Origin of the sequence: Polynucleobacter necessarius (genome assembly GCF_900095185.1) — a bacterium.
Classification (GTDB): Bacteria; Pseudomonadota; Gammaproteobacteria; order Burkholderiales; family Burkholderiaceae; genus Polynucleobacter.
The window spans coordinates 527,191-542,424 of record NZ_LT606948.1 but is presented as its reverse complement, the minus strand read 5'-3'; the positions used below and the strand labels follow the sequence as shown (position 1 = coordinate 542,424).

Genomic DNA, 15,234 nt, shown 5'->3' with positions numbered 1-15,234 from the left:
AGCTAGCTATAGGCTTCAAAGAAGTTTGATGTTTTTACCGCTTAAATTTTGACAAAGCGACGCACAATCCAAAAGTAGATTGGATATGGCAAGATTCTAAGGAATTTTAAGAATCTGGAGACTTCCTTAGGGAAGTGAATATCAAATTGACCCTTCTGGGTACCATCCAGAATTTCTTGAGCAGCTTCTTCAGCACTAATCAGCGCAGGCATTTCAAAATTATTTTGTGCAGTAGCCTCGGTGGCTACAAATCCTGGCGATATCATATGAGCGCTCACTCCTCTTGGAAGTAAGTCGTAATAAAGGTTTTCACAAAAATTAATAATGGCTGGCCTTACTTGATTCGTAGGCTAATGCCTTGGGGAGGCCACTATATCCTGCCAAACTGCCAACGATAGCAATATGTCCCGAGTGGTGGGCTCGCAACATCTCAGGAATAACCAACGCAACTGCTCTCATTGGCCCCAAGAGATGCGCATGAATGGTTTTCTCGGCAACCTGAATATCAAAATGATCTGCGCGAAGTGGGGTATAAATGCCAGAAACAAATAACAGAAGATCAATTCCACCCCAGCTTGCTTGAATAAGGTTGTAAGCAAGCTGTAATTACTCATCATTAGTCATGTCCAAACGCAAATTCTCGTTCGATTCTTAAGTCGGCCTCAGCAGCGCTGGCCTAAAAGCTTGCCAGAGATGGCAACATGCCCCCGGGAAAGACATGCTGTTGAATAAAGTCAGTGTTGTGACGATAACGTTCAAAAAGGTCTTCTGCAATCACGATAGTCCTGTAGGCGCACTTCAAATGGCGGGGGATTTGCAAGTTCCGTTTGGATATTATTGAGGCGGCTTTCTGCAAAAATCTTCTGCTCTGTCGGTAGCAGTCATCCTTAAGTGACCCCTACTGAGTTGATTGAGAAGAGTTAGCGGTGTTTTGGTGCTCATTTGATGTTGTGAAGCCTGAGTCCGCTCTGGTGGACGAGAAAAATTCAATCTAGAGAGAAGGGATTGTCCTGGGCGATTCCTCGACTAACTTCAAGTGCTGGAGGTTGAGATTTTGAATGAAAGGGTACACCTTTTATCCATAATTTCAACGCCTGCCAATGAAGTCGGCAAATCACATCTAAGCTCATTAATGGGTAACGAAGCAGTGCCAGACTCACATTGCCTCGGCTGAGTGGGCGACTAATGCCACTAATACTGGTATTAATAAGGGACAGTCCATCTTCGTGTAGTTCGATGCGATAGACGCTATTTTTGCCGCTTCCACGATCCTCTGTAAATAGGAGGCGGAAATGATATTCGCCACGAATCTCATAAAATGGAGAAACATGCAATGCTTTTTTGCTAGTAAGAGTTTCGCCTGATTGCAATTCTTGGTCCGAATCCTTATGCAGCAAATAGCAGTGACGTTCGCTAAAAGTGTTATTCACGTCAGCCAATACGGCTTGTACTGTTCCATCTGCGCGAGTGCAGACCCAGAAACTGACTAGATTAAAAACATATCCTAGGACATCTTGGAGATGTATGTCACCAGATTGCTCCATCAATATTGGAAATTTGGTTTTCTTTCAGAATTTTTTCAATCCAGGCTAGGCTATTAGATGACCCTAAGCCATGATCCTTATCAAAAAAAGAACATAATCCCCAGCGGTTATTGCATAGCCGATACTGGTCAAGTAAGTTTGGATTTGCTTTGCGAGCACGCATCGGTATGGATACAGTAAATACGCTATAGCCAAAGGCATTGTTAGCCGGCCGAAAGCGCCGGTGCTTCACTAATCCAAAATTTATCTTGGCGGATGACATGAACTACACGTCTTGTTTATTTTTAAAAGGCTGCCGAATACTTTCAATTAAAGCCTCTGCAACTAACTCGCCAGAGCACTAGCCATCTTCATGAAATTCAAATCCTGTCCAGGCACCGCGATACCAAATGGAAGAAACGCCTTGAATCAAGGGAAGCTCTTTCTGGGCCTGGATTGCGCTCATATCGAATACGGGGTGCGAATAATGAATCTCCTGATGAATTAGTTTGGGATCTGGTTCCTCTGATATGGATTGAGGCTGACAATGATGTGAGTATCTTGCAGTTGATCTTGGGGTGGTTGAAGACGATTAATTAAGTAGTTAACACTGACATGTTGTTTCGCATTGGGTATATCGCCAGATTTGGCTGTGTAATTCCAGGCGGCCCAGCAACGTTTTGCTGGAGGTAAGAAGCGAGGGTCGGTATGCAAGATAGCCCTATTCTTTTGATAGGGAATCGTTGCCAAAATATTTCTGGATTGCTGATCAATGCCATATACTCAATCGAGTGTTTTATCACTGTGACAGGCCATGATGACTTCATCAAAATAGGCGCTGCCATTCTGGCTGATTACTTCAACTTGCTCGCCATCATGAGTGGTATTTACGCGCAGAACACATTCGCGCTTAATGGTGACTTTACATTTGTCAAGAGCGGCGCGACTAGTCTTTTGACGTATTCCCGTGAGCCACCCTGAATCGTTAGCCACTGAGGGCGATTTTGAATTTGTAATAGCCCATGGTTATGGCAAAAATGCACCATGGCTTGAATCAGAAATTCCCGCATTTGCTCAACAGAGCATGACCAAATAGCACCAATCATTGACAGAAAGTAATTTTCTTTAAAACTTTGGCTGAAACGATGGCGCTTTAAAAAGTCTGCAATCTTTTCATCTGGTTCTTTATATCAATGACCTGCTTCAATTTGCTGATGTGCAAGCTTAGTGGCTAGACGATTGAAGCGCAAAATATCATAGGCCATCCGCCAGAGTGACGGAGAAAGCAAGTTAGATCTTTGGCCAAAAAAAGAATTAATGTCATTTTCTGCTTACTCAATTTTTTTCTCTGAAGGGGATTTTGATGAGGAATCAATTGAAGCTGAAAAAGACATTTCTGCTGGAGCAACTGGGGCTTGAATTTCTTCAAATAACCGCACTAAGCGAGGATAGGTCTTGCGATTGAAAACTAAGAAGCCAGTATCTACCCCATGAGTTAGTGCGTTACCATCAATGGTTTTTGTGAAATCTACAGTGTTACTATGACCGCCAATGTGATTTCCGGCTTCATAAAGAGTGATTTTGAATTCAGGATGTTGTCTGGCGTATGCACAGACTAATCCGGAGATGCCTGCGCCAATGATGGCAATTCGTTTGTGAGTCACTGGACTTTTTCTCCCAAAAGCTTTTCAATTTTGTTGGTAATGCTGCTGCTAGTTGGTTTAGTCATGCTTCCAAAGGAAGCAATCGCATTACCATTGCGATCTATTGAATATTTATAAAAGTTCCACTTTGGAGTTGTGCCAGTTTTCGCGATTAACATCTTAAATAATGGATTTGGGTTGTTGCCCGAAACCACGCTCTTAGCAAACATTGGAAATTTCACATCATATGTATTTTTACAGACATCAGCGATTGCTTTATTGCTGCCCGGTTCTTGGTGGCCAAAATCGTTAGAGGGAAACCCCAGAACTACAAAGCCCTGATCTTGATATTTCGCATAAATCTTCTCTAATCCTTCATATTGGCTTGAAAAGCCACAGAAGCTAGCTGTGTTCACCACCATGATGACCTTGCTTTGATACTGGCAAAGGTTCTGGGGAGCTTCATCTTGTAGGCGCGGGAAAGTCATGGACTACAGTTTTGGGTGGCAAATACGGGCTGCATTCCAAATAAGAAAGCAATTAGCCCAAATAGGTAATGCATTGGATGGCGGGGCATAAAACGCCTTTATATTTCATTTGATAGAGCCCAAGTCTAAGATATTCTGGGCAAGATCGCTGGCCTTGCTAGATTGCCATTAATATTAAGTGATGAGTCTTTTGCCACCCCCCCCTTTTGAAGCTAAAGTTTGCCCACTAGAACAGCTTGCTACTCGTCTAGCGAAGCTTCCGCGGCCATTGGTATTTACTAATGGTGTATTTGACATCCTTCATCGTGGCCATGCCAGTTATTTGGCGCAGGCACGTGCATTGGGCGCTAGTTTAGTGGTGGGTGTTAATTCGGATGCTTCGGTAAAGATGTTGGGGAAAGGAGACGACAGGCCGATTAACTCTGAGGCAGATCGCCAGGCTTTATTGGCTGCTCTAGAGAGCGTGGATATGGTCGTTTTATTCACTGAGCAAACTCCAGTGAACTTAATTGAAAAAATGCGACCTGATATTTATGTCAAGGGTGGGGATTACGAAATCGAAACTTTGGCAGAAACCCATCTAGTCAAAAGTTGGGGAGGCAAAGCAATAGCCATACCTTTTTTGTATGAGCGTTCAACGACTTCTCTTTTAGGGAAGATCCGATCCTAAGGATTTTGTCTTAACCAAGACCAGACTCCCCGAAGGACCAATCCCTCAGTGACTTCAATGATTTTCTTGATTGGTAAATTGATCTTCTGTATTTCATTTGCGAGGATTTTGGCATTCCCACCATCAAGCCAAATTTTTTCGATAGGAAGCTTGAATTTTTTTGCCTGCTGAATTCCATAAAGAATAGCGCCGACTTGAGCGGCATCACAACCACCGATAATGGCATCGTTAGTGCAAGTGCCAAAACCATGATGTTCTGTCCGCGTTGGTAATTCAAGCTGGGCAGTGTTGCTTGCCAAGCTTGTCTGCATCAGCCAAAGACCAGGCAAAATCCATCCTCCATAGTGCACTCCATTGGATCCAAGTAAGTCAATTGTTGTGGCAGTTCCAGCATTCACAATCAAAGTATTTTTATTAGATAAAGCACGAGCACCAATTAGCGCTGCCCAACGATCGACTCCAAGTTTGGCAGACTCTTGATAAAGGCTACGCATCCCAGGGACGGGGCTATCACCATTGAGTTGTTGCCATACAAGATCGTTCCATTGGGGAAATAATGACTTGAGATTAAAAATCGCCTCTTGACCTGCAACACAACAAAAACCGATTGCAGTTGGCTTTGGTAGTGTTTTAGAGATGTAATCCGCTAACTCAGATCGATGTTCTTCAGATTGCAAAGACTTGCTGTTAATAGAACCAGAGTAAGCCCATAATTTTTTTTGTTGAGTGCTTGGATTTTGATTGGATTCAACAGCCGCCCATTTCAGACGCGTGTTACCTACATCGAAAAATAAATAGAGGCTCATGCTTGAATTCGCAATGAAACATCGCCTGCATGTACAGTCACAGTTTTATTTGCTTGCTGCAATAGTAATGCCCCTGAATCATCTACGCCTCTTGCAATGCCGAATACGGGGTCTTTGCCGGCTCCTGAGATGCACGCTGTCTGACCCAGATAAGCATCCCATTGCATCCATTCCTCCTTGTAAGGCCGAAATCCATATTGATCAAATTTAGCAAAATGGTTTTCAAGAGACTCAACTAGTTTGAGCCAGAGATATTCATTATCTATAGGTGATTTAGTAATTTGATCTAGAGAACTTGCTTTTAGTTCATTGGTTAATTGTGCAGCACTGACCCCTGCATTGCGTAAGTTAATACCCACGCCAATGATCATCCAGGTGAGTTCACCCGCTTTCGCTTGTCCACCCTCAATCAGGATGCCAGCCAGTTTATTGTTATTCAGCAATAAGTCATTCGGCCACTTGAGACGAAAACCGGCTTCATGAAGCTCTGACCCCCTGAGATTACAAGCTTGAGCAATTCCTGAAAGCACGGCAAGGCCGACTAGTAAGCTCAGCCCACTCAGCTCGGCAGGCGTTCTTTTGAAGGGGTGTGCCAAAGAGAAGCAAAGGGAGTCTTCTGGACTGGCTAGCCAGGATCTGCCCGCTCTACCCTTGCCGGCAGTTTGTCTATAGGCAATGCGTGCTACGGGGTCGATTAACTCTCCTGCGCGCCATCGCTCCAAAAGATCATCATTGGTTGACCTGGTTTCGGCAACGCGCTCAAATATGCAGTTAGCAGTCATTCTGCCATTGTAGAAAGGTCTGACCTAGAATTGTGGGATAGATCAAAAAGATCATCGTCCTAGAAAGTTTGTATGGCCGCTGCAGGCCATGCCTTTAGCTAAAGTTATGAGGTTGAGTTATGCGCTCTTGATCATCTATGTCAGCTTGAAGCCCTTGGATTTTGATTTCCATAACGGGATCTCTGCCTGGGCTTGGATGAGTGCGCCCTTGCCCCGCTTTATTACTCTATGTGATCTGTCGGTCAATATTTTGGCCTACATACCATTTGGATTTTGGGTGATGTTTGCTGCATAGCCGCGATGGCGTAACTTCTCTGCTCTGGGTCCTGCACGTGGCTTAAGTGCAGCCTTGTTGGCGTTAGGGGTTGAAACCTTGCAAACCTGGTTGCCCACTCGCATACCTAGTCAGATGGATTCTTGGCGATTCCGTTGGGACCGCAATGGCTCTCTGGAAGCGCTATTTGCAGGCGATTTGATCAATGGGTTGGTCTCAATTGGGCGGCGTGTGCGCTTTTCTTGCTGTTTCCTTAAGCTCAGATTTATCCTCAGAGCTCATGGCTTGGTATTGGATTTGCGTGCCAAAGCCCCTCAGTGGCGTATTCTGAATGCCTTGCTAGTTTTAACCATGGTGATTAAGACCTTATTTACTGCTCTTCAGTTTGGTGTGGAGTTTAGCTTAATTTGGCTGACTACTGGCGCTCTGTGGGGCATGGTCTTGGGTAGCATTTTATTAAAGTGGGCAGTGAGGCTTGAAGTACGGATGAAGTTCTGGCTCGCTTTGTTATGCTTAATTAGTGTTACAGTTGCAGTCAACATATTGCCTGACAATCGTCATTTCATAATGACACTTCGGCACTGGTATCAAGGGCGACTATTGCATTTCAATCAGTTAATACAATGGGTTTCAGTAGTATGGTTACCGTTAGTGCTAATTTGGCTGATACGAAGTGCCTGGGAATTTAAACCGAAACATTGAACAACATATATTGATATGAGTTTTTCACACCACCTATTTTTTTGTTTAAATCAGCGTAACAATGGTGAGGAGTGCTGTGAGCAGCATAACGCTTTTGCCTTGTTTGACTATGCCAAAAAGAGAGTTAAAGAACTTGGTCTTGCAGGACTAAGAAAGATTCGCGTAAATAAAGCGAGTTGCTTGGATCGATGTGCGGAGGGTCCAGTAATGGTGATTTATCCGCAGGGTATTTGGTATACCTTTGTTGATAAGGATGACGTTGAAGAAATCATTCAATCCCATTTAATCTTGGGGCACCCAGTTGAGCGCTTGCAATTAACTTAGTGTGCAATAGATTGAAAGTATTCTAATGAACAGTCGTACAAAAGTAATTCATATTGAAGGCATCGTTGGATCGATGGAGATGTCTATTGATCTCCCGGACGAATTAAAAAATGACCCCACCTTTGCAGTGCGTGGACTAGCCCTCGTTGCCCATCCCCATCCTTTGATGGGAGGGATCATGGATAACAAAGTGGCGCAAACTATAGCGCGCGCTTTTAACCAATTAGATTATGTCAGTGTGCGGCCAAATTTTCGTGGTGTAGGTGGAACTGTAGGTGTTCATGATGATGGTGTGGGTGAGCTGGAAGATTTGCTTCATGTAACGGACTGGATGCGGACCCCATCCAGTTGGGGTCAAGTTGAGACAACTGCAAATCATGCTTGGGTTATGAATGCCAATACTTTGCCCTTAGTGATTTCAGGTTTCTCATTTGGTAGCTTTGTTGGTAGTCACTTGGTACAAAGACTTGCAGACCTCGGTCGCCCAGCTGAGCGTCTAGTGATGGTCGGAAGTGCTGCTGGCAAATGGACTTTAGCTCAAGTACCGTTTGATACGATCTTGATTCATGGTGAATTAGATGAAACTATTCCTTTGATTGATGTGCTGGATTGGGCGCGACCTCAGGAACTTGCGGTACAAGTAGTTCCAGGCGCAGATCACTTTTTCCATCGTCGATTACATTGCATTGGCAACATCATTACTGGCGGCTGGTTGGGCATGCCAGATCACCGAAAATAATGCGTGCTAGAGAAAGCTGATGGCCGAAGAAAAATCTTTAATTGAGTATCCATCCGTATTTCCGATTAAGGTGATGGGAAAATCGAATCCCGAATACCTTCCTGCGATAGTGCATATTGCAAAACAATTTGATCCTACATTTGATGAGAGTAAGGTAAAACAACGGCCATCTAAAGATAGAAATTATTTTGGCATTACTTTGCCAATTACAGCTACCAGTCGAGAGCAGCTAGATGAGTTGTATAGAACCTTATCCACTCATCCATTGGTTAGTATTGTTTTGTAATTGAATGGATGATTCCTTTTGTAAAACAATTGGGCTTAGCAGATTATAGGGCGACGTATGAAGCGATGCAAGCGTTTACTAAAGATCGTACTAGCGAGACTCCTGATGAAATTTGGGTATTACAGCATCCCCCAGTTTTTACATTAGGCTTGGCCGGTGATGCCGGCAATTTACATTCTCCAAGCAATCAAATTCCCTTAGTTCGGGTTGATCGTGGCGGTGAAATAACGTACCACGGTCCAGGCCAAATCGTGGTTTATCTTTTGTTGGATCTTCGTCGTTTGGGGATTTTCGTAAAGGAATTGGTTTCTCGAATTGAGCGGGCGGTAATTGATACGCTGGCAGACTTTGATATTCAGGCTGAGAGACTCCCTGGCGCCCCTGGTATTTATGTCTCTCAGAACCCAAGAGTGCCGACAGAGTGGGTAGGTTCCAAGATTGCAGCTTTGGGTCTTAAAGTCTCAAAAGGGTGCTCTTATCATGGTCTAGCTTTGAATGTGGCAACTAATTTGGATGCTTTTCAGCGTATTCACCCTTGTGGTTATGAGGGTTTAAAGACAGTTGATATGCAGACTCTTGGGATCACGGACAATATAGACACTATTAGCCAAAAGCTTTTGCAGCACCTACAAAAGCAACTAAAGCCATCATGACAACCAATAAGTCTGACATTCTCAATACGATTGAGGCACGCCAAGACCTCAATTACGATGCCTCTCGCAAACAAAAATCAAGCGAGAAGACTGCGCGCATCCCGATCAAAATTGTTCCGCTTGAAGAAGCGTTAAAAAAACCGGATTGGATTCGCGTAAAGGCTGCCTCAAATAATTCTCGCTTTAGTGCAATCAAAAAGATTTTGCGCGAGAATGAATTGGTAACGGTTTGCGAAGAGGCAAGCTGCCCCAATATTGGGGAATGTTTTGGTAAGGGTACTGCTACCTTCATGATCATGGGCGACAAGTGCACGCGACGTTGCCCATTCTGTGATGTTGGCCATGGCAGACCCGATCCTCTGGATACAAAAGAGCCTGCCAATCTAGCACGCACTATTGCTGCGCTTAAATTGAATTATGCGGTTATTACTAGCGTTGATCGTGATGATTTGCGTGACGGTGGTGCAATGCACTATGTTGATTGTATTTCTCAATCGCGCTCTTTTTCACCTAATACTCGGATTGAAGTATTGGTGCCAGATTTTCGTGGTCGCCTTGATAAGGCATTAGAGATATTTGCGGAGCATGCACCCAGTGGTTTGCCTGATGTCATGAATCACAATCTTGAAACAGTACCTCGTTTATATAAACAAGCTAGACCGGGTGCTGATTATTTGCATTCATTAAAACTTTTAAAAGACTTCAAAGAGCGCTTCCCTCACATGCCTACTAAGAGCGGTTTGATGGTGGGTTTAGGTGAACTCGACGAAGAAATTTTAGAAGTCATGCAGGATATGCGTGATCACAATATTGATATGTTAACGATCGGCCAGTATCTAGCTCCTTCAGGACACCACTTACCGGTGACGCGTTATGTTCATCCTGATGTGTTCAAGATGTTCGAAGAAAAAGCTTATGCCATGGGCTTTTCCCATGCGGCCGTTGGTGCAATGGTGCGTTCAAGTTATCACGCCGACCAGCAGGCACACGGAGCTGGGATTGTATAGAAGGGTTCTGAAAGTTGTTGCTATAGCAACAACTTTTATTCTTCTAGCAGCTTGTAGTCCCAAGTTAGATTGGCGAAAGGTCCAAGCTCCTTAAGACAGATATACGGCATTATTTCCTGGCACGCCAGAGAAAATTGAGCGCCGTATTCTATACCAAGATCCAGAGCTTTTACAGACAATCGAAGCAGTCAAGATTGATGAGGAGATTTATTCAATCAGCGTCATTCAGTTGCCATCATCTCAAAGTAACTCACTTAATCAACTGCTTGCCTAGTTGAAAGCAAATTTAGTTGATAGAACAAAAGCCTCGGGTGGTGAAATTGCTATTGAAGAAAATTTTTATAAGACAGCAGATCGACAGCGTTTGCCAACAAAAGATTATTTTGTTGATCTAATGGCAAATGGAAAAACGCAATAAATGATGCGAGTACGCTGGATTAATCGCGTGGCTCCCAACGGAGATCATTGGATTTACCAAGTTTCTGTTCTGCGTACAGGCGCAGTTTCTGAAAATCCAAAAACTTTATTTTCGAAAGAGGGGTAGGAAACCTTTTTCAGCGATTTTTCTCCGGAGGAGATCTGGGAATTAAAGAGGCGTCACCTCAGGTGACCGACTACTGTTTTCTAGTGCTGCAACCTTAGCTTCAAGCGCCTCTAATTTTTCGCGCGTCTTAGCTAACACTTTAGTTTGAAGTTCAAATTCTTCTCGGGTGACCAGATCCATCTTTTGGAATCCTTGATTTATCATGGCGCGTACATTTTTCTCAAGCTCTTGAGCCGGTGAATTGCGGATCGCATCACCAGCCTTATACTGCATATCGTTTGCGATACGTTGGATTTGTTCGAGGATTTCGTCAGGCTTTTGCATGATGATGATTCGCAGTTCAATCAATAGTTGCAGAAAAGATACATATTCGTATTGTAAGTTGTATGGCGAAAAATGCCCAAAAGGGGTTGAAAACCCAAAAAATCCCCTCAATTCCCCCTTGGGGTGCAATAGTAAGCACCAAATAACTGCATCAGCTTAATTAGGGGAATTTGCCCGCAGTCAAACAGGGGTCGACTGTCATGACCACTAAGGAGTTTTATATGAAAATAATTCAAAAGACGGCCATAGCTCTAGCAGCTTCTGGTTTATTTTCCACAGCAGCTCTTGCTCAGGCGGCTCCTGCAGACGCGCCAGAAGCTAGTCCTGTTGCAACTAACGTAACTATTGTTAATGATTATCGCTATCGTGGACTGAGTCAGTCAAACTTTAAGCCGGCTATTCAAGGTGGTTTTGATTACGCACACGAGAGCGGCTTCTATATTGGTAACTGGAACAGCTCAATCAGCTGGATCAGTGATTCATTCGGTCAAAATGGTGGCTACGGTGGAAACGGGTCTGCTGGAAAGACTGTGTCTGCACCTATCGAAATGGACTTCTATGCTGGCTTTAAGAAGGAGGTGATTGGTGAAGGCTTCGCATCTGATATTGGATTCTTGTAGTACTACTACCCAACTTCAGGAATTCCAGCTGGAGCAACCAACCCAAATACGAGTGAAGTTTATGTAGCCCAGAGCTTTACTTTTGGTCCTTTAACTGGTTTTGCGAACTTTTCCTATGCAGTATCAACTACATTCGGTACAGCTAATTCAACAGGATCTTACTATCCTGATTTGATATTGAATTACAACACCGGTGTATGGGGCATGACATTGAACGGCCATATTGGATATCAGTACAGTGCTGGCAATGTAAACGATAACTCTACTTCTTATGTGGGAAACTCTATTCTGAATGGAATCAGAAATAGCACCTTATACAGCTATACCGATTAGAAGTTAGGCGTAACCAAAGACTTTGGTAGTGGTTTATCTGCAGCAATTGCCTATATTGGAACTAACGCAGCTACCTACCAAGGTGGCTATGCATGCTTAAACCCTCAGGGCAAAAACTTGGGTAGATCTACCGATTTGATCTCTCTAACCAAAACTTTCTAAGTTCCACTTCTAATCGGAGAAGTGTATGAAATTAATTACCGCAATCATCAAGCCATTCAAGTTTGACGAAGTACGCGAAGCTCTCTCGGAAGTGGGAGCTTCTTCGGGCATCACTGTCACCGCAGTTAAAGGCTTTGGTCGTCAAAAAGGTCACACTGAGTTATATCGCGGTGCTGAGTATGTTGTCGACTTTTTACCTAAAGTAAAAAGTGAAGCTGCTGTGGAAGATGGTATCTTAGAGCGCGCGATTGAGGCAATTGAAAAATCAGCGCGTACTGGCAAGATTTTTGTCTCACCAGTTGAGCACGTCATTCGTATTCACACCGGTGAATACCAACGCTTCAGCACTTTAAAGAGCGGTTCAAAATGTTAACTTGGATGAAACGACTTGGTGGTGCGATGGCTTTGGCCGTTGGTGCTACTGGTGTAATCGTGACTTCGCCAGCCTATGCTGATAAAGCCAAAAAACCAGCAGTAACTGCCCCGGCTGCAACTCCTGCCGCTGCAGAGCCTGCTCCTGTGCTGTGCTCTGAGAAGAGTAATAAAGCAGATATCGCTTGGATGATGGTTTGGCGTGTTAAGGAAGATGAAGAGCGCGAGCCTTAATATCAGCTCACACGGCGAGTCTGCCTAGGAGTCTTAATTAGTAGCTTTACCCCTCACTGGGCAGTTTTGGTTGACTACCCAGTTTTAAGCGCGGGATCCGAGGATCCCGCGTCTTTCTTTTAATAATCTTACAATGGTAGAATGGTTCTACGTCTCATTACTGCACTCAGCGGCCCTGTGCTCGAATTAGAGTCAAAGGTTCTAGAAGCGACACCAACGATAGAGCGTTGGTTCGGGCTGGAGTGGCAAGAACACATGCCTCCTTTCTATTGTTCAGTTGATCTTCGTAATTCTGGCTTTAAGTTGGCCCCAGTCGATACCAATCTGTTCCCAGGAGGATTTAATAATCTTTCGCCTCAAATGTTACCGCTTGTCTTCCATTCTGCGTCAGGCTGGATTGAATGTTCGCTTAGGCACTTTCTCGGAAGACATTAAGAAGCCCACATGGATTGAATTGCCAGAGGGTAATCGCTTATTATTAGAGCCCATTTCTCGATTAGACCTCAAGAAGCAACGTTTAGGCCTAAAAGATTTTGATCCGTGTTCGATACTTTTGAATAACGCTTTATCCGTGGGGATCCCACTAATACTAGAAAATATTGACGAGCAATACTTATTGCCTGGCCTGCATGCGGGCTGGCATGTACGTCGTAAGTCTAATCACTTCGCCGCTTACGAAGAGGTGGCCAAGAAGTTCGCCAAAGTAGTTGATATTGATCCCTGGATGATTAATCCCTATTTCTCATCCTGCTCGAATATTAATTTTCATGAGCGTAAAGGCGAAGAAGAGTTGCAAACTGCAGTCGAGCAAATATTAAAAAAGACTGCAAAAAAATATCGTGAATACGGTATTAAAGAGACGCCTTACGTCGTTATGAAGGCAGATGCAGGTACTTATGGCATGGGAATTATGATGGTAAATGATGCATCGCAATTAAAAGGCTTGAATCATAAAGACCGCAATAAGATGAGTGTTGTGAAGGAGGGTCTTGAGGTAAGTGATGTATTAATTCAGGAGGGTGTATACACCTTTGAGAAAGTCAATGAAGCGGGTTGCTGAGCTTGTGGTTTTATATAATTGATCGTTATGTGATTGGTAGCTTTTATCGCGCGCATACCGACCGTGGTCCCGATGAAAATCTGAATGCACCAGGGATGCATTGTGTACCGTTGGCGTTTGAGCAAAACTCAATGCCCGACTTAGGTGCTAAGTCAGGCAGCGCTGTAGCTAATCGCTTTTATTTATATGGTGTAGTAGCCCGTCTAGCGCTACTTGCTGCATCATTGGAGCTAGAGCGCACCGATCCTGATGCCGAAGCTGCATAAATGAAATACTGTATTTCTTAAGAGAAAAAATGGATTTTCTTTTTATTGCGGACCCCCTTGAGTCTTTCAAGATTCAAAAGGACTCTACCTTGGCGATGATGTGTACAGTTCAAGAAGCGAGTCATCGTTTATGGTTTTGTTATAGTGGAAATATTGTATGGCGAGATGAGTTTGTAGTGGCTGATTGCCAAGCCTTGGTAATTAAGCCAAGCTCCATAACAACAGCCTGGTTTGATCTGGCTAATGAGGAGCCTCGAGCACTCAATTCTTTCTCTGCTGTTTTCATGCGCACTGACCCTCCGCTTGATATTGAGTATCTCAATACAACATGGTTGTTATCAGCTGCGGTTCGTCAGGGCGCAAAAGTCTTTAATGAGCCGAGTGCTGTGCGTGATCATTCAGAAAAACTTTCTATTACTGAATTCCCAGAGTTAATGCCTCCTACTTTAGGCACGCGAGAATTGGTGGCGGTAAAGCGCTTTCATCAAACCTATTGCGATATTGTGATTAAGCCCTTAGATGGTATGGGGGGGGTGGGTGTATTCCGAGTTGGTTCAGACGGACTTAACTTGGCAAGTATTGTTGAGATCCTTGGAGAGAATGGCGCTAGAACCTTAATGATTCAGCGTTTCATTCCAGAGATTGCTTAAGGCGATAAGCGTGTTCTATTAATTGGTGGAGAGGTAGTGCCATTTGCGCTTGCACGCAAACCTCAGGGGAGTGAAATTCGGGGTAATTTGGCTGTCGGTGGAAAAGGTGTTGCTATGCCACTAATTGAGACTGAACATACAGTTGCTGAAAAATTGGCGCCCATCTTGAGTCAGCGTGGATTATCCTTAGTAGGATTGGATTTAATTGGCGGCTACCTCACTGAAATTAATGAGACTAGCCCTACTTGTTTCGTTGAAATTACCGACCAAAGTGGCTTTAACGTTTCAGAATTTTGGTTGGCAAAAGTTGAGAAAGCTTTAACTTAAATAATATGGCTGGAATTGTGATTGTTGCCCATACGCCGGTTGCTAGCGCAATGCTAGGATTTGCGGAACATACTTTTGGAGTAGTGCCAGAGCGTGTGCGGGCGGTAGATATTCCCCCGCATGAGGATACTAAAGCGAGTTTTGAGCGTGTATTAAAAGCAGCTTATGGTGTTAATACGGGTAATGGCGTGCTGATTTTGACCGATGTCATGGGAGCAACACCCGCCAATGTAGCTTCAAAATTAGAAGCCCTTGGTCCTTTGTCTGGATTAAATGCGCCAGTCATCGTCTTAGCTGGATTGAATCTACCAATGTTGATGCGTTGCATCTCTCATCGTGGAGAGAGATTAGAGGAATTAGCTCAAAAGTCGCTCGCAGGTGGTCAAAATGGAATTTTGCGTCTTGGTACCAAAGTAAATCAAGATAAATAATGATTGAAGGATCA

At 44.0% G+C, this 15,234-nt stretch carries 21 protein-coding genes and 4 pseudogenes; 15 read left to right on the top strand and 10 right to left on the bottom strand.

All coding sequences use genetic code 11. From position 1 onward, the window contains the following. Nucleotides 1-41 precede the first annotated feature (41 nt). The 7 genes and pseudogenes from DXE31_RS10165 to DXE31_RS03140 form a co-directional block, all read right to left on the bottom strand. On the bottom strand, nucleotides 42-278 hold the full coding sequence (locus tag DXE31_RS10165) for a Rossmann-fold NAD(P)-binding domain-containing protein (protein WP_197712120.1): 237 nt from the start codon (nucleotides 276-278) through the stop codon (nucleotides 42-44). A gap of 40 nt (nucleotides 279-318) precedes the next feature. Next, entirely contained in the window at nucleotides 319-537 is a 219-nt protein-coding gene (locus DXE31_RS12350; protein ID WP_331852028.1) for an SDR family NAD(P)-dependent oxidoreductase, read from the bottom strand. Between the two features lie 449 nt (nucleotides 538-986). Next, nucleotides 987-1,544 (bottom strand): DUF1365 domain-containing protein, encoded by a 558-nt coding sequence (locus DXE31_RS03150; RefSeq protein WP_269460577.1) that lies wholly within the window; start codon nucleotides 1,542-1,544, stop codon nucleotides 987-989. Next, on the bottom strand, nucleotides 1,528-1,806 hold the full coding sequence (locus DXE31_RS12015; RefSeq protein WP_269460576.1) for a DUF1365 family protein: 279 nt from the start codon (nucleotides 1,804-1,806) through the stop codon (nucleotides 1,528-1,530). The genes DXE31_RS03150 and DXE31_RS12015 overlap by 17 nt, the downstream gene beginning before the upstream one ends. 500 nt (nucleotides 1,807-2,306) lie before the next feature. Beyond that, nucleotides 2,307-2,516, bottom strand: coding sequence for a hypothetical protein (locus DXE31_RS10155; protein ID WP_197712118.1), 210 nt, complete (start codon nucleotides 2,514-2,516; stop codon nucleotides 2,307-2,309). A gap of 338 nt (nucleotides 2,517-2,854) precedes the next feature. Continuing rightward, nucleotides 2,855-3,187 carry an NAD(P)-binding protein gene (locus DXE31_RS10150; RefSeq protein WP_197712116.1) on the bottom strand — a complete coding sequence of 111 codons (333 nt, stop codon included), beginning with the start codon at nucleotides 3,185-3,187 and terminating at the stop codon, nucleotides 2,855-2,857. Further along, a pseudogene (locus DXE31_RS03140) lies at nucleotides 3,184-3,651 on the bottom strand (glutathione peroxidase); the annotation flags it as partial. The pseudogene DXE31_RS03140 and the gene DXE31_RS10150, both read right to left, overlap by 4 nt. A 184-nt stretch (nucleotides 3,652-3,835) precedes the next feature. On the opposite strand from DXE31_RS03140, the gene rfaE2 reads away from it, so the two are divergent. Further along, nucleotides 3,836-4,324 carry a D-glycero-beta-D-manno-heptose 1-phosphate adenylyltransferase gene (gene rfaE2, locus DXE31_RS03135; protein ID WP_114697779.1) on the top strand — a complete coding sequence of 163 codons (489 nt, stop codon included), beginning with the start codon at nucleotides 3,836-3,838 and terminating at the stop codon, nucleotides 4,322-4,324. On the opposite strand, the gene DXE31_RS03130 is transcribed toward rfaE2, so the two are convergent. Both DXE31_RS03130 and DXE31_RS03125 read right to left on the bottom strand, forming a co-directional pair. Further along, entirely contained in the window at nucleotides 4,321-5,130 is an 810-nt protein-coding gene (locus DXE31_RS03130; protein WP_114697778.1) for a type III pantothenate kinase, read from the bottom strand. The genes rfaE2 and DXE31_RS03130 overlap by 4 nt on opposite strands. Beyond that, nucleotides 5,127-5,912, bottom strand: coding sequence for a biotin--[acetyl-CoA-carboxylase] ligase (locus tag DXE31_RS03125; protein WP_114697777.1), 786 nt, complete (start codon nucleotides 5,910-5,912; stop codon nucleotides 5,127-5,129). The genes DXE31_RS03130 and DXE31_RS03125 overlap by 4 nt, the downstream gene beginning before the upstream one ends. 373 nt (nucleotides 5,913-6,285) lie before the next feature. Here DXE31_RS03125 and DXE31_RS10145 point away from each other — a divergent pair, with 373 nt between their 5' ends. The 7 genes from DXE31_RS10145 (at nucleotide 6,286) to DXE31_RS09720 (ending at nucleotide 10,315) form a co-directional block, all read left to right on the top strand. Further along, on the top strand, nucleotides 6,286-6,888 hold the full coding sequence (locus DXE31_RS10145; protein WP_197712114.1) for a hypothetical protein: 603 nt from the start codon (nucleotides 6,286-6,288) through the stop codon (nucleotides 6,886-6,888). Between the two features lie 15 nt (nucleotides 6,889-6,903). Continuing rightward, complete coding sequence (locus DXE31_RS03115) at nucleotides 6,904-7,212, top strand: (2Fe-2S) ferredoxin domain-containing protein (RefSeq protein WP_114697776.1); 309 nt, start codon at nucleotides 6,904-6,906, stop codon at nucleotides 7,210-7,212. Between the two features lie 25 nt (nucleotides 7,213-7,237). Then, nucleotides 7,238-7,951: an alpha/beta hydrolase gene (locus tag DXE31_RS03110; RefSeq protein WP_114697775.1), complete on the top strand. Its 714-nt coding sequence runs from the start codon at nucleotides 7,238-7,240 to the stop codon at nucleotides 7,949-7,951. A 19-nt stretch (nucleotides 7,952-7,970) separates the two neighbouring features. After that, nucleotides 7,971-8,237, top strand: coding sequence for a YbeD family protein (locus DXE31_RS03105; protein ID WP_114697774.1), 267 nt, complete (start codon nucleotides 7,971-7,973; stop codon nucleotides 8,235-8,237). An 8-nt stretch (nucleotides 8,238-8,245) separates the two neighbouring features. Next, nucleotides 8,246-8,890: a lipoyl(octanoyl) transferase LipB gene (lipB, locus tag DXE31_RS03100; RefSeq protein WP_114697773.1), complete on the top strand. Its 645-nt coding sequence runs from the start codon at nucleotides 8,246-8,248 to the stop codon at nucleotides 8,888-8,890. Further along, nucleotides 8,887-9,897 carry a lipoyl synthase gene (gene lipA / locus DXE31_RS03095; protein WP_114697772.1) on the top strand — a complete coding sequence of 337 codons (1,011 nt, stop codon included), beginning with the start codon at nucleotides 8,887-8,889 and terminating at the stop codon, nucleotides 9,895-9,897. Before lipB ends, lipA begins: the two co-directional genes overlap by 4 nt. Nucleotides 9,898-10,171: 274 nt before the next feature. Continuing rightward, nucleotides 10,172-10,315, top strand: coding sequence for a hypothetical protein (locus DXE31_RS09720; protein ID WP_162785526.1), 144 nt, complete (start codon nucleotides 10,172-10,174; stop codon nucleotides 10,313-10,315). Nucleotides 10,316-10,483: 168 nt separating this feature from the next. Here DXE31_RS09720 and DXE31_RS03090 read toward each other — a convergent pair whose 3' ends face one another. After that, entirely contained in the window at nucleotides 10,484-10,765 is a 282-nt protein-coding gene (locus DXE31_RS03090; protein ID WP_114698633.1) for an accessory factor UbiK family protein, read from the bottom strand. 200 nt (nucleotides 10,766-10,965) lie between these two features. On the opposite strand from DXE31_RS03090, the pseudogene DXE31_RS03085 reads away from it, so the two are divergent. From DXE31_RS03085 to DXE31_RS03060, 7 genes and pseudogenes are all read left to right on the top strand, one after another. After that, nucleotides 10,966-11,880, top strand: a pseudogene (locus DXE31_RS03085) (TorF family putative porin). 25 nt (nucleotides 11,881-11,905) lie between these two features. Beyond that, nucleotides 11,906-12,253, top strand: coding sequence for a P-II family nitrogen regulator (locus DXE31_RS03080; RefSeq protein WP_114697771.1), 348 nt, complete (start codon nucleotides 11,906-11,908; stop codon nucleotides 12,251-12,253). Continuing rightward, nucleotides 12,247-12,486, top strand: coding sequence for a hypothetical protein (locus tag DXE31_RS03075; protein ID WP_197712112.1), 240 nt, complete (start codon nucleotides 12,247-12,249; stop codon nucleotides 12,484-12,486). The genes DXE31_RS03080 and DXE31_RS03075 overlap by 7 nt, the downstream gene beginning before the upstream one ends. A 141-nt stretch (nucleotides 12,487-12,627) precedes the next feature. Next, nucleotides 12,628-13,546: pseudogene (gene gshA / locus DXE31_RS03070) on the top strand (glutamate--cysteine ligase). A 2-nt stretch (nucleotides 13,547-13,548) separates the two neighbouring features. After that, nucleotides 13,549-13,812 (top strand): glutamate--cysteine ligase, encoded by a 264-nt coding sequence (locus DXE31_RS12770; RefSeq protein ID WP_415077801.1) that lies wholly within the window; start codon nucleotides 13,549-13,551, stop codon nucleotides 13,810-13,812. 29 nt (nucleotides 13,813-13,841) lie between these two features. Beyond that, nucleotides 13,842-14,789: pseudogene (gene gshB, locus DXE31_RS03065) on the top strand (glutathione synthase). Nucleotides 14,790-14,794: 5 nt separating this feature from the next. Continuing rightward, the gene (locus DXE31_RS03060; protein WP_114697770.1) at nucleotides 14,795-15,220 is read left to right on the top strand and encodes a PTS sugar transporter subunit IIA; all 426 of its coding nucleotides are present in this window, start codon (nucleotides 14,795-14,797) and stop codon (nucleotides 15,218-15,220) included. Nucleotides 15,221-15,234: the final 14 nt, after the last annotated feature.

What these genes read in the sequence shown, in the direction of transcription:
- rfaE2 (WP_114697779.1), top strand. Translation starts at nt 3,836, where the DNA reads ATGAGTCTTTTGCCACCCCCCCCTTTTGAAGCTAAAGTTTGCCCACTA.
- DXE31_RS03105 (WP_114697774.1), top strand. Translation starts at nt 7,971, where the DNA reads ATGGCCGAAGAAAAATCTTTAATTGAGTATCCATCCGTATTTCCGATT.
- DXE31_RS03090 (WP_114698633.1), bottom strand. Translation starts at nt 10,765, where the DNA reads ATGCAAAAGCCTGACGAAATCCTCGAACAAATCCAACGTATCGCAAAC.
- DXE31_RS03075 (WP_197712112.1), top strand. Translation starts at nt 12,247, where the DNA reads ATGTTAACTTGGATGAAACGACTTGGTGGTGCGATGGCTTTGGCCGTT.
- DXE31_RS03125 (WP_114697777.1), bottom strand. Translation starts at nt 5,912, where the DNA reads ATGACTGCTAACTGCATATTTGAGCGCGTTGCCGAAACCAGGTCAACC.
- lipB (WP_114697773.1), top strand. Translation starts at nt 8,246, where the DNA reads ATGATTCCTTTTGTAAAACAATTGGGCTTAGCAGATTATAGGGCGACG.
- DXE31_RS03150 (WP_269460577.1), bottom strand. Translation starts at nt 1,544, where the DNA reads ATGGAGCAATCTGGTGACATACATCTCCAAGATGTCCTAGGATATGTT.
- DXE31_RS12015 (WP_269460576.1), bottom strand. Translation starts at nt 1,806, where the DNA reads ATGTCATCCGCCAAGATAAATTTTGGATTAGTGAAGCACCGGCGCTTT.
- DXE31_RS03080 (WP_114697771.1), top strand. Translation starts at nt 11,906, where the DNA reads ATGAAATTAATTACCGCAATCATCAAGCCATTCAAGTTTGACGAAGTA.
- DXE31_RS03060 (WP_114697770.1), top strand. Translation starts at nt 14,795, where the DNA reads ATGGCTGGAATTGTGATTGTTGCCCATACGCCGGTTGCTAGCGCAATG.
- DXE31_RS03130 (WP_114697778.1), bottom strand. Translation starts at nt 5,130, where the DNA reads ATGAGCCTCTATTTATTTTTCGATGTAGGTAACACGCGTCTGAAATGG.
- DXE31_RS03110 (WP_114697775.1), top strand. Translation starts at nt 7,238, where the DNA reads ATGAACAGTCGTACAAAAGTAATTCATATTGAAGGCATCGTTGGATCG.
- lipA (WP_114697772.1), top strand. Translation starts at nt 8,887, where the DNA reads ATGACAACCAATAAGTCTGACATTCTCAATACGATTGAGGCACGCCAA.
- DXE31_RS03115 (WP_114697776.1), top strand. Translation starts at nt 6,904, where the DNA reads ATGAGTTTTTCACACCACCTATTTTTTTGTTTAAATCAGCGTAACAAT.